The sequence below is a fragment of the Halobacillus litoralis genome (assembly GCF_020524085.2).
GTDB classification, from domain to species: Bacteria; Bacillota; Bacilli; order Bacillales; family Halobacillaceae; genus Halobacillus; species Halobacillus litoralis_E.
In genome coordinates this window covers 2,461,525-2,473,348 of sequence record NZ_CP129016.1, presented here as the reverse complement: position 1 = coordinate 2,473,348, position 11,824 = coordinate 2,461,525, and the positions used below count along the sequence as shown (strand labels likewise).

16 protein-coding genes are annotated in these 11,824 nt (G+C 41.8%); 6 read left to right on the top strand and 10 right to left on the bottom strand.

The genetic code is table 11. The annotated features are described in order from the left end of the window. Window positions 1-12: 12 nt before the first annotated feature. Entirely contained in the window at window positions 13-510 is a 498-nt protein-coding gene (locus LC065_RS12540; RefSeq protein WP_226590580.1) for a GyrI-like domain-containing protein, read from the bottom strand. A gap of 321 nt (window positions 511-831) precedes the next feature. On the opposite strand from LC065_RS12540, the gene LC065_RS12535 reads away from it, so the two are divergent. Then, window positions 832-1,551: a DUF4386 domain-containing protein gene (locus LC065_RS12535; RefSeq protein WP_226590584.1), complete on the top strand. Its 720-nt coding sequence runs from the start codon at window positions 832-834 to the stop codon at window positions 1,549-1,551. Here LC065_RS12535 and LC065_RS12530 read toward each other — a convergent pair. Then, window positions 1,531-2,115, bottom strand: coding sequence for a Crp/Fnr family transcriptional regulator (locus LC065_RS12530; protein WP_226590586.1), 585 nt, complete (start codon window positions 2,113-2,115; stop codon window positions 1,531-1,533). The genes LC065_RS12535 and LC065_RS12530 overlap by 21 nt on opposite strands. Window positions 2,116-2,448: 333 nt before the next feature. On the opposite strand from LC065_RS12530, the gene LC065_RS12525 reads away from it, so the two are divergent. Both LC065_RS12525 and LC065_RS12520 read left to right on the top strand, forming a co-directional pair. Next, window positions 2,449-2,634 (top strand): hypothetical protein, encoded by a 186-nt coding sequence (locus LC065_RS12525; protein ID WP_226590589.1) that lies wholly within the window; start codon window positions 2,449-2,451, stop codon window positions 2,632-2,634. 248 nt (window positions 2,635-2,882) lie between these two features. Then, window positions 2,883-4,841 (top strand): alkyl/aryl-sulfatase, encoded by a 1,959-nt coding sequence (locus LC065_RS12520; protein ID WP_226590592.1) that lies wholly within the window; start codon window positions 2,883-2,885, stop codon window positions 4,839-4,841. 107 nt (window positions 4,842-4,948) lie between these two features. Here the strand turns inward: LC065_RS12520 and LC065_RS12515 are convergent, their stop codons facing one another. The 5 genes from LC065_RS12515 to LC065_RS12495 form a co-directional block, all read right to left on the bottom strand. Then, on the bottom strand, window positions 4,949-5,152 hold the full coding sequence (locus LC065_RS12515; protein WP_226590595.1) for a GNAT family N-acetyltransferase: 204 nt from the start codon (window positions 5,150-5,152) through the stop codon (window positions 4,949-4,951). Window positions 5,153-5,194: 42 nt separating this feature from the next. Beyond that, the gene (locus LC065_RS12510) at window positions 5,195-5,893 is read right to left on the bottom strand and encodes a hypothetical protein (protein WP_306163448.1); all 699 of its coding nucleotides are present in this window, start codon (window positions 5,891-5,893) and stop codon (window positions 5,195-5,197) included. Window positions 5,894-5,971: 78 nt separating this feature from the next. After that, on the bottom strand, window positions 5,972-6,472 hold the full coding sequence (locus tag LC065_RS12505) for a GNAT family N-acetyltransferase (protein ID WP_226590601.1): 501 nt from the start codon (window positions 6,470-6,472) through the stop codon (window positions 5,972-5,974). 210 nt (window positions 6,473-6,682) lie between these two features. Further along, window positions 6,683-6,880 (bottom strand): hypothetical protein, encoded by a 198-nt coding sequence (locus LC065_RS12500; RefSeq protein ID WP_226590603.1) that lies wholly within the window; start codon window positions 6,878-6,880, stop codon window positions 6,683-6,685. A 229-nt stretch (window positions 6,881-7,109) separates the two neighbouring features. Next, window positions 7,110-7,853 carry a L,D-transpeptidase family protein gene (locus tag LC065_RS12495; protein ID WP_226590606.1) on the bottom strand — a complete coding sequence of 248 codons (744 nt, stop codon included), beginning with the start codon at window positions 7,851-7,853 and terminating at the stop codon, window positions 7,110-7,112. 246 nt (window positions 7,854-8,099) lie between these two features. On the opposite strand from LC065_RS12495, the gene LC065_RS12490 reads away from it, so the two are divergent. Then, window positions 8,100-8,678: a hypothetical protein gene (locus LC065_RS12490; RefSeq protein WP_226590609.1), complete on the top strand. Its 579-nt coding sequence runs from the start codon at window positions 8,100-8,102 to the stop codon at window positions 8,676-8,678. Between the two features lie 54 nt (window positions 8,679-8,732). On the opposite strand, the gene LC065_RS12485 is transcribed toward LC065_RS12490, so the two are convergent. Genes LC065_RS12485 through LC065_RS20515 form a run of 3 tightly spaced genes read right to left on the bottom strand, consistent with a single transcriptional unit; the run spans window position 8,733 to window position 10,093 of the window. Continuing rightward, window positions 8,733-9,536, bottom strand: coding sequence for an anti-sigma factor (locus LC065_RS12485; RefSeq protein WP_226590611.1), 804 nt, complete (start codon window positions 9,534-9,536; stop codon window positions 8,733-8,735). Beyond that, window positions 9,529-9,834, bottom strand: a complete 306-nt coding sequence (locus LC065_RS20520; RefSeq protein WP_371933455.1) for an RNA polymerase sigma factor — start codon at window positions 9,832-9,834, stop codon at window positions 9,529-9,531. Before LC065_RS20520 ends, LC065_RS12485 begins: the two co-directional genes overlap by 8 nt. Further along, on the bottom strand, window positions 9,791-10,093 hold the full coding sequence (locus LC065_RS20515; RefSeq protein ID WP_371933331.1) for an RNA polymerase sigma factor: 303 nt from the start codon (window positions 10,091-10,093) through the stop codon (window positions 9,791-9,793). Before LC065_RS20515 ends, LC065_RS20520 begins: the two co-directional genes overlap by 44 nt. 205 nt (window positions 10,094-10,298) lie before the next feature. Between LC065_RS20515 and LC065_RS12475 the strand changes: the two genes are divergently transcribed. Continuing rightward, complete coding sequence (locus LC065_RS12475; RefSeq protein WP_226590616.1) at window positions 10,299-11,288, top strand: glutathione S-transferase family protein; 990 nt, start codon at window positions 10,299-10,301, stop codon at window positions 11,286-11,288. Then, entirely contained in the window at window positions 11,285-11,791 is a 507-nt protein-coding gene (locus LC065_RS12470; protein WP_226590619.1) for a GNAT family N-acetyltransferase, read from the top strand. Before LC065_RS12475 ends, LC065_RS12470 begins: the two co-directional genes overlap by 4 nt. Window positions 11,792-11,824 lie beyond the last annotated feature (33 nt).

The following is an 11,824-nucleotide window of genomic DNA, read 5'->3' as shown; positions in this document are numbered from 1 at the left end:
CTTTAGAACTTTTTAGAGCTCTGCCCCCTGATATTTAACAGGTATCCATACCTCTTCCACAGCTTCAGGATCCGTTGGACGATAATCTTCAGTAAATCGTTCAAAGTGCTCCCGATCATCCAGGACGTAGGATGAAAATGGCAGCCACTCCTTGAAAATGTATTGCAGCGTTTGGTTAAATTCACTTGCGGGGCCGCGATGCAGGAAAACCGCATAGAGACCACTACTCAAAAGGTGGGTTTCCATTTCAGACATTTTTTCAGTGTCTATTCGATTAACCTCGACCGCCGCCCATTTGACAAAAGGTGTAGAAGAATTAAAATTCTCAGCACCCCACCCTTGCTCAAAAACCTTTAGATTGTAAAGCATTTCATCGGTTCGATGGGGAATGGAATGACGGTGCGGCATAAAACTTTTCCAAAGTTCCTGGGTGGAATCTTCATCTAAAGACATCCGCTTCGACTTTCCTATCAACTTTTTTTCCTCTAGTGCTATGATTTTCGGATCCATTTCTTCCCTCCAAGAGATTTTTTGATTCTAATAAAAGATATCGACCATTCATTCTTTCCTCATAAACTTTTTCTCCACGAATACTTCTATTCCTGCTATCTCCATAGGTTGAGATCAAATATCCAACATGGAAAATGCACCATCAACTTAAATAACGCAAGGCTGCATTTTTGTATTCCCTTACTATGAATCGAGAAAAACAGTGACTTTTACCTCTTCAGAAAAAACTTAAGATTCATGGCTTCATTGACTTAAGTCAATGTGATGGTTCTTCGGAGAAGGTAAAATACAAATAAAAGAACAAGGAGGATCTTAATCCTGATGAAAAAACTGCATAGAAGTGAAGAATTCCATAGACAACCAGCCATTATTGCTGGACTGAGTTTAATTTTGATGACCCTTGCCGCTTTTTTCTCCTATGGTTACGCCCATAGCACATTGGTAATACATGAAAATGCTGATAAAACGTATGACCTTTTACAATCCTCTCTTTCCTTGTTTCACCTAGAAATTGCCGGGTGGGTAGTCATCATCTTAACAGATCTCATCGTATCGTGGGCTTTTTACAAAGTTTTAAAACCTTTCCATTCTTTTTATGCCATATTGGCAGGACTTCTCCGCCTCTTCTATACCATCATTCTTGCAGCAGCTGTCTTCCGGTTATGGATGGTCAGTCAGGTCATTCAAAGCGACTCAGGCTCAGCGTCCCAAGTGATGGTCGACATTCTTAGCTTTGAAAAAACATGGTCCCTCGGGTTGATCGTATTCGGATTCCATTTAATCATGGTAGGTATGGCAGCCTCAAAAGCTGGTTTCATTCCAAAGCTTCTGAATGGTTTATTGATCTTGGCTGGTGTAAGCTACCTACTGATCCACTCCATGTACCATGCACTTCCTGAATATGAAACTTTAACAGCCACGATGGAGAACATTCTTAGTCTTCCGATGATGATTGGCGAATTAGGATTCGGAATGTGGCTGTTAGTCAAAGGAATGAAAGTCAAATTCAGCACGCGACCGTCATATTCGGGGGCTTCCTAATCGCTTTTTGATTCGACTCAAGGATTCAGGGGTCATACCTAAGTAGCTGGCCAGCTGGTGCTGAGGTACCCGTTTCAATAATTCAGGCCTTTTTTCAATTAGGGATTGGTATCGCTCTTCAGGAGTGGAAGATATGAATGCAGCAAAATCATCATGCATTCCACCCATGTCGCTTTCTACCATCTTAAGGATCATGGTTTCCAGACCAGGGGATTTGTCATACGCATCTTGTCCTATTAATAAGTCCCCAACGACCAAGACACAATCTTCCACGCATCCTAATGAATACTTAGAAACTTGATCGTCGCCATGCTGGTTGAAAATGGTCACACTCTGTTCCTCTGTATAAAAATTGACGGTCGTTTCTTTTCCTGATTCGCTCACGGTGTATTTCCGGATACATCCTTTTAGGATAAAGTAACATTGCTCAGGGGTTTCTCCTTGCTGTAACAAAACAGTCCCTTTTTGAAAAGGAGTGATGGTGACATCAGAAGCCATGTTATTCAATTCTGCTTCACTAAGATCAGAATATCTTTTCATATAGTTGATGAGGATCTGTTTCATAAAACCTTTCCTCTCCGTTATTTTTTCTTTCATATTATGAATATAGCAAGTTCAACCTCTTATAGGAAGATGCTACATTTGCTTTCGCTCTTAAATGCAGACTGTGTTAAAGTGGATGATTAGCGTTTGGGAAGGAATTTTATAGATTCAATCCCTCCTTCATCTTCAAGTGGACGGCTACCGCCGACTTTTGAAGCTTACAGTTCCCCATTCAACTAACGGAAAGGTTTCCTTGAATACAATGAATATGATACAAAGACTCTTACGTATATTTTATGAAGTGAAGTTACAAGCTCGATTCTGTGAAATCTTTTTATCTAGGAGGAGATAAGTTTGGACCTGTTTTTATTTATTTCAGTCATTGTAGGAATGACTTTTATTTTCTTATATTTTGTCATCCATTTTGATTTGAAAAAGAAGAAGTTAGATCTTGAAGAAAAAAAGCTGGAGCTGGAAGAGAAAAAGATAGAACTACAGAAAGAGAATCAAGAACAAGGAGAAGAAAGCAGTAATGTCTAGGTTATCCAGACTATACTTCATAAGGTAAACTCCCATTCAAAATCCTTAACAATTTTTATAGTTTTATAGCCAATAGTTCTCCCGATTTGACGAAACCTTGTTTCTTCAAATCGGGATGAAACTGTACTTTTCCACTTTCGAACAAGAGCTAGTGGTTAGTCAGGAACCTCCCATCTCATGTTTTGTAACCTTCCCCATGTATGAAGGGATTTTCACCTGAATACGATAGTTCATGGAGGTGACATCTCATGGAACAAAACGATAAGGAGCAGATGGAGGCAGAATTGACCCCTTTACGCAAAGATGCCACGAAGAAGACCCAAAAAATCAACGAATTGATAAAAAAGAACCTGCCCTGGGAAAGACTGAAGATTGAACAGGAGTGGGCCACACGAAATGTGCTGAAAAGCGTTTCTCTCCCCGTGATCAAACCAGACGATTCGCTCCTTCCTGTTTGGAATTTAAAACGCTATGAATTCCTACTGAAAGACAAACTCCCTCCATCCGTAAACCCGAAACTATGGTACCAGGGAAAACTGAATTTAAATGCTGGCCTATTTCAAGTGACAGAAAACATTTACCAGGTCAGAGGATATGACCTTGCTAATTTGAGTATCATTCGTGGAAAGACAGGATGGATTGTTATCGACTGTCTTACCAGCAGAGAAACAGCAGAAGCCGCTTTTGAATTGATCGACAGCTATTTTGGCAAATTCCCGGTTAGTGCGATCATCTTTTCTCATTCACACGTCGATCATTATGGCGGTGTGGATGGCGTCCTCAATAGCGGAACGACAGATGATGTGAAGATCTACGCACCAAGCGGATTTTTGAGTGCCGCTTTGGAAGAGAATGTGACCGCAGGTGTTGCCATGTCGAGGCGAGGATTTTACATGTATGGTGAGGTGCTTCCCCGTGGCGAAAAAGGTCAAGTAGACAGTGGGATCGGAAAGTATGTGTCCACTGGCGTTGTGACTTTAGTTAATTCAGCTGAAGAAATTTCACCTCTCAAGGATGAACCCTATGTCGAGAAAGTCATCGATGGTGTAAGAGTGCAATTCCAAATCACCCCGGATACAGAAGCACCGGCTGAAATGAACACCTATATCCCTGAAGAAAAGAGCCTTTGTATTGCGGAGAACTGTACAGCTTCGCTTCATAACATTTATACATTACGCGGAGCTGAAGTCCGGGATCCCGTCGCCTGGGCTAAATACATCCAACAGGCAATTGAGCTGTTCGGAGACAATATGACATCTGTTTTTGAAGTGCATAATTGGCCAAGGCACGGAAAAGAATACTGCATCGATTATATGGAAAAACAGCGGGACATGTACCAGTATATTAATGATCAGACACTAAGGTTGATCAATCAGGGATACACCATCGATCAAGTAGGAAGAATGGTAACTTTTCCTGAAAGTTTAAGAGACGAGTGGTTTAACAGCTCTTTTTACGGAACGGTCAACCATAACTCAAAAGCCGTGTACCAGAAGTATATGGGGTGGTATAACGGAAACCCAGTTGATTTGAACAAACTCTTCCCGGAAGAGTCCTCAAAGAAATATGTGGATTTTATGGGTGGAGAGGATGAAGTTATCAAAAAAGCTAAAGAAAGCTTTAGAGAAGGCGATTACCAATGGGTTGCTGAAGTCACTAAGCACGTCATCTTTGCAAACCCATCCAATAAGAAAGCCAAATACCTTTGTGCGGACGCTTTGGAGCAGCTTGGCTACATCGCTGAATCTGGTCCATGGCGTAACGAGTATTTGATGGGGGCACAAGAACTGCGTTATGGAATTATTCCGATACAGCAGTCCACCATCACAACAGAAGTTCTGGATATCATGTCACTGGAACAAGTGTTGAACATGTTAAGTATACGGATAAACGGGTTGATCGCTGGTAACTATGATTTCAAATTAAACTTCATTATTCCTGATCGAAAGGAGAAAGCTTTAACTGAGATTAAACGAGGCATCTTTCGTTACTTATCTAATGAATTAGACGAGGATCAAGTGAAGGTCATTATGAGTAAAGAAACTTTATATGAGTTAGCCACCACCAACAACCGTCCTTCTCCTTCTTCCATCAAAGTCATTGGAGACATCCAGAAATGGCATCAGTTTTTATGGGCTCTAGATCAAATTGACATAGACTTCCCTATCATGACACCTTTGGATAGAAAAAGAATCAGTGATTTTTAGATATTAATACAAGAAATAGGGGCAGACTCCAAGGAGCCTGCCTCTTTTAGTTCCGATTCTAGAACGTTTGATAAAAGATATGCTCGATGCACGATTCTTATCTTCTTTCACACACCTTTATAAAGGACAAGGCATTGAGTCTTTTCATCCCCGGAGGAGATAAATTCACTCTCCACCCTACTCAGGTTTAAAGACTGATCTCTCCCTTCATAATATTCAAGTACACGAGGGTCTGAAAGCCACTTTGCTAGTACATCATGATCTTCTCTAACTAGTTGCCTGACGATTAGATCATCATTTTCAAACAGCATGAGATCCCCTTTCTATTTATGTTCTCCCTATCCTGATCCTTATCACTGTCCTGGATGGACCGTTTGTATCTTTTTGATCAACTCTACGATGTCCTCATTGGAAAAAGGCTCGATCTTCACTTGCTTGGTGCTTTTGATCACATCTTCCGTGACTTCTTTAATCTCCTCTTTGTCCACTTCCCCAGTCAGCTTCTCATTCCACCGGGCGGGTACATTATAGACATTCACGGTACCATCCCCGTTACCACTATAAGTGACGGCTCCATCGACTAAGCGAGTCCCTTCCAACTGAATCACATCCTCAGGATAGACAGCACTCTCTTCGTGATTAGGGTTAATTAGACTACCAGCGGGAATTTTTTTCACATACATCGTGTCAATCTGTTGGTTTGGAGCTAGTTGATGCCAAACTCTTGCCCATTCTATTTCACTGGATGTGTAGGAACTCAAATCTACCATTTTCTCCTCTGGTGGTTGTTTAGAATTCTCATCACTTGAGGTGGCAGCATTTGAGTCGTCTTCCCCGGATCCTTTTGAAGATGCACCCTTTTCTTCCGTGGACTTTGCTTGATCACTTTCATTTATCGTTGACTCTGTCTCTGTTTGTTGGTCCACACCAGACTCGTCATCACTAGTAGTTAATGTTGTTTCTTTACCCTCTATATCTTGACATCCAACAGTCATCAATAGAATGAAGAGTAAAATCAGATGGGTGTATAAACGCTTTTTAGAACTCTTCATTTTGTCATCCCTTTCTTTTATCAACTCATATGGTGCCATGATTTACTTCGTCCACCATCGTTGAAAAGTCTATGTAGATCAACGCCGTTCACTTCGACTTAAAGAGTATAAACATTGTGTTTCACCAAAGCGAATGAGGGTCTTATCCAATTCCATCCCTGTTCTTTCTAAAAGCCTGCAAGAATACACATTGGCCATCTGCGTTTCAGCGGTAATTTTTTGGAGTTTCAGCTCACTAAAAGCATAGTCTACGACTTCTCTCACAATTTCAGAACCATATCCTTTCCCCCACCAATGAGGCAGGAATTGATAGGAAATCTCTATACTATCCCCGTCATGATGAGGGTCAAGAGATACGAACCCAATAAAATGATTGGATCCTTTTTCACGAACCACTAAATAGAGAGAGTTTACACCTGATGTCTGCATCCCATCCAAGAGCGCATCCAAACCATCTTCTTCCCGCGGACCTCCAAGGTACTTCCTAACCAATGGATTCAAGTAAAGTTCTTTGACCTCTTCATAATCCATGCTTTGAATCTCTTTCATCACTGTCCGGTCAGTAGATAACAAATCCATCTCCCCTTCCTATTTTACTACTATTGAGAAAGCGTAAAGGCCGTCTCCTTCCACTGAGCCTGCATGTAGTAGCCATAAACTCATTTTTGGCGTGGAGTCATAACTCATTGGCTCTTATGATCAACGGTCTCAACCAATCCATCTTCCACCCATAGTTCCAATTTCATTTCCTGTTTAAATGCTTTATAAAAATACCCGCTTATTCCTTGATTAGTGCTGCTTCGATCGGTTCATATTGTTTCCCCATCTCTTTGGGATCTGAGAAACTTTATCTTCACATTCAGCTTTTAAAATCCAATGCCAACCATAGGAGCCTTCTGTCAACAGGGATACTCCTTCCAGCTGTTGTGACATTTGGAACAATGGCGCGCATAATAGAAGGCCGGATACCACTAAGATTCTCCTCATCTATCCCCCCTCTACTATAAGACGACCATAATATGGAAAAGTTACATAAAAAATAAAAGGAGCTGAGTTCCTACTTGAGCATTCAATAAAAAAGTTCTCTGTGCATAAAAAAGAAGCTGAACATTCTAAGGAATGTTCAGCTTCTAAAAAGGGTAGTGGAAATTTTATGAAAGAAAATAGTTTCTCGCACGGATGTCTATGATGCTCTCAACTTAAAGGACTCTTTCACCTATTTATTAAATAATGCTTTTCTTGTTTTTGGACCAACCATACCATCCGCTACTAATCCTTTGGATGTTTGAAACTTCTTAACAGCTTTTAAGGTTTGCGGACCAAACATTCCATCAGCAGTTATTCCGAGTTTTCTCTGAAGAATGGCCACTGAATCTCCTCTACTGCCATACCTTAACGTCTCATTGAAGAATTCATATCCTGCAACTGCTTTGCTGGATCCCACTCCATAATTTTGCGCTAATGCCGTAAATGATAAGGAAGAACTGGTTATATATACGGGGATATTTTTATCCGCACGGTCAAACAGCCATACAACATCTTCGTTATACATTCGAATACAACCGTTGGATGCATAAGTTCCAATGGAAGAGGGTTGATTGGTCCCATGGACGCCGTACACATTCCCTGAAGTATGTCCCCAGTCGCCGGGAACTTTGATTCCAAGCCATCTCGCACCTAGAGGATTTCTTGGATCACCGCCGGGTATTCCTTCTTTATACCATGGCCTGTTCTTGACTTTATTTACAAGCATAAATTTCCCTTCCGGCGTCAAATTTCTCGTTCTTCCTGTTGCTACTGGAAAGACTTTCTGAAGTTTCCCATTTTCATAAAATGCCAGTTGATTATTGCTTTTGTTAATAATGATGGCTTCCTTTTCAGCAGCATCTGCCGGATTTGTCATCAAACAGGAACTCAACAATAAGATCCCCAGAGCCAATACAAGTTTTTTTAGCAGCATTCTCTTACCTCCATGACCACCTTCATTGATATGGCAACATTATACTCCGGCTGATGAGGCAATCATTGTCGAACACGGCTGTCGAAATATATAAATTTTCAAGTAGAATACTTGAATAAGTCCAAGCATAACGCGCCTCAGCTTCTTGAAATAAAACAAATGTCATTTTATGGTAGGATTAACAGAAGAGATAAGAAACGTTCTACTTTGCTGGATTCCCATTCGGTTTTATAAGGAGGAAAATCCATGAGAAGAATATTTCAGTTAAATACGTTGTATATTCTCATCATGATCATCGCCATCGGCATTCTGGTGATCCCCCGTTTCGTAGAAGGGATCCAACTGCATTCTAAAGGAATCAGCTATGTCACGAGTAACATGAATGATTACTATCATAAGACCTTCCCTATAGAGGGAAAGTATACGGTAGAAATCAATGTAGATGATTTAAAAAGTAACGAAGGAAGAGTGCTCTTTGAGGATAGTGATAATCAAATTTATGTAACAAAAGTAAGGCGTAATGGTTCAGAATACGAAATCATTTTCAAATCCAGCGGGAGTTATGATGCGGATGGGGCGACATTAGTTTCTGGTTTGGAACATGCTCGGACTAACAAAGGTTTCACCTCTCATTTCAAAGCGGAAGCTGAAGCCATGTATAAAGGTGTAGATTATGAGGTTTCTCCTTCCGGCTTCTCTGCATTCAATGATCAAGATGGGGATCAATTCGGGTTCCATTTTTCCATTGATGTAAAAGAAGAACCTACCGTAATTATGACGGTTTCTCAGTTACAAGTGAATTTATGGGCGAGAGTGCCTGAATAAAAAATTAATACAAAAAAGAGATCGGCTCCATGAGCCAATCCCTTCAAACCTTCCCTATAGTTCCGCTTGTAATACAACTTCTCCTTCAGGAAGCTGGTTATTCGGTTGTGGTTCTTTAGTGATGGCTATGGCATCCCATGATTTCTGGTTTTCTTCACCAATTCGGAAAGTCACCGCACCGTTACCTTCACCATCTGTCGTAAAAGCACCTGCTGGTTCAGGATTTTCACCTTGGATCAGCCATACTTGATAGACCTGATCCCCTTCGAGTTGACTCAGTTCTTCCACTTGGACAAGCAATTCAGAACCGATGTTCCGATCAACTAATGTTGCAACTCCGGATCCGGCTTCACCTGTTGATGCAAGCTGCGTCCGCTTGGTTGGTGTCACCGTATCACCGTCCTCATTTTCACGATCTTCAAGTTCGGATAAAGCCACTTGAAGGTCAGAAAGATTCGACTCCAGATCTTCATTTTGTGAAGAAAGCTGTTGAAGCTGCAGGCCAGCGAATATATTTCCACCTACGGACAAAAGAAGACCTGCTGCCAGCGCACCAGCCCAAACCTTCCATTTGTTCGGCTTTTTAGGTGAGAGGACCGGTGTCTGTTTTTCTTCCGCTTCAGATTCATGTTCTTCTTCATCATTGAAGACACCATCTAAGATACGTTCTCTCATACCAGCCGGAGGTGTCGTTTCTTTCATATAGTCAGGGATATCTCCCATCAGGTTTTCCAATTCCTTAACTTCTTCCTGACAGTCGGGACACTCCCGTAAATGGTTTTCGAATTCTTTTTTCTCTTTTTCTGTCAACTGGTCATTCAAGTAATCAAGGACATTCTCGCATTGTTTGTCATTCATCGGTGGTCCCCCCTTTCTCATCCAAATGCTCTCGCAATTTTTTCAATGCGAGCCGGACCCGTCCTTTGACTGTTCCAAGGGGAATGTCACATCTTTCAGCGATTTCCCGTTGCGATAATCCTTGGAAATAAAAAAGGCAGATCATCCGTTGTTGTTCATCAGGTAAAGTGTCGATGGCTTTACGCAATTGGTCGCGCTCTTCTTTATTTGTGACGACCTCTTCGACACCAGGCATTTCTTCATTCATCGAATCTCTAGGATCCCACTCTACTTCCTGGACTTTCTTTTTTCTGATCAAGTCGATGGAGGCATTTCGCGTGATCGTCAACAGCCAGCTTGAAAACTTGCCGCTCCTTCACATAATGACCGGCTCCTCTGCCTCTCCACAACTTGATGAAAACATCCTGCATCACTTCTTCTGCTGCTTGCTGATCCTTCATCATTCGATAAGCAAAAGAATATAATAATTTCTCATATCGGTTGTAGAGGGTTTCGAGAGCTGCTTTGTCTTTATTACGGATTTGTTCGTATAGCTCATAGTCCGTGGGTTTGCTCATCTAAATTCCCCTTTACTTATGCCATGTCTCTCTAGTATATCTTTTCAAAGGAGATCTTTCACGTTTCACAAAGCTTACGAAAGGAAATGATGTTCGGATCACTATATTTTTATAAATTTTTAATGCCAATGCTTTTTTATTGACCCTTGGATAAGAACATGCGATAAAAAAGGTAAGTCATTTTCTTGAAAATGAGGGATGTTGAATGAGTTCTAAAAATAAACCTGCAGAAATCGAACAGGACGGTTCCTTCAAACGGCAGACGAACCGCTTTACCGCTCCGTTTGGTGAAGAACTTCCCATACAATCCGGCAAATACCGCCTCCTTTGGTCTCCCGCTTGTCCATGGGCTCACCGTGCAGTCATTGTCCGGAAAATCCTAGGACTCGATACCTCCATCAGCCTTGGGGCCGCAAGCCCTCTTCGCCCGCAGATCGACCGTGTGGATTGGGAATTTTCTTTAGATAAAAATCACAAAGATCCTGAACTGGGGATTCAATATGTGAGTGAAGTCTACTTCAATTCCGATGCATCCTACACCGGGCGGCCGACTGTACCCGTGATGGTCGATATTGATGAGAAAAAAGCCGTCAACAATGATTATTTCAACTTGACTACAGATTTCGAAACAGCCTGGGCGCCCTTACATAAAGAAGGTGCTCCTGACCTTTATCCTGAACATTTGAGAGAAAATATCGACCATTGGAGCGACGTCATTTTCCATGACATCAACAATGGTGTCTACAAATGTGGCTTCGCACAATCACAAGAGGCATATGAACAGGCATTTGATCGACTTTTTGCACGTCTCGATGAGCTTGAAGACCATTTGACAGAGAACCGTTTTCTATTGGGGGACTTTATCACAGACTCCGATGTAAGACTTTATACGACCCTTGCACGTTTCGATGTCGCTTACTATAACGGATTTAAAACAAACCGGAACCTGATTCGTGAGTTTCCGAACCTGTGGGGGTACGCCCGTGACTTGTATCAGACAGAAGGATTTGGTGATACCACTGATTTTCAAGCCATCAAACAACATTATCACTTGTCCATTACCATCAACCCTGAGCGCACCGAGGAAAAGATTCTTCCCAAAGGCCCTGACCTTTCTGTATGGAATACCCCTCACCACCGCAAACAATTAAGCGGCACGACAGAAAAGTTTAACTATAAAAGGAGTACGACATGAACATTACGATTCGCAATGCAAAAAAAGAAGAAATTCTTGAAATAAGGAAGCTGAGAATCGCGGCGTATGAAGATCATATCGCCTCTATTCCAGACAAACATTGGAAAGCTTTGAAAAAAGCGATTTCCTCTCAAGCTGACCAACAGCCGGGTGTGGATTTATTAGTGGCAGAAGTGAATGGGGACATTCTCGGAAGTGTAGCCCTTTTCCCTGCAAAGACAGATGCATATGAAGGCTACGTAGATGAACTCGACTACCCGGAGATCCGGGTACTCGCTGTCATCCCACAAGCACGCGGCAAAGGTATCGCTTCCGCTTTGATTGAAGAATGCATCCAAAGGGCGAAAACGAAAGGCTATTCTGAGATCGGACTGCATACGGGTGATTTTATGAAAGACGCGATCGCTTTGTATGAGCGCTACGGATTTGAGCGTTTGCCGGAGCACGACTTTGAGCCTGCGGATGACGGTATCATCGTGAAAGCTTTCCGCCGATCCATTTGATGAACAAAAAAGGTCACTCTCAATCAGAGTGAC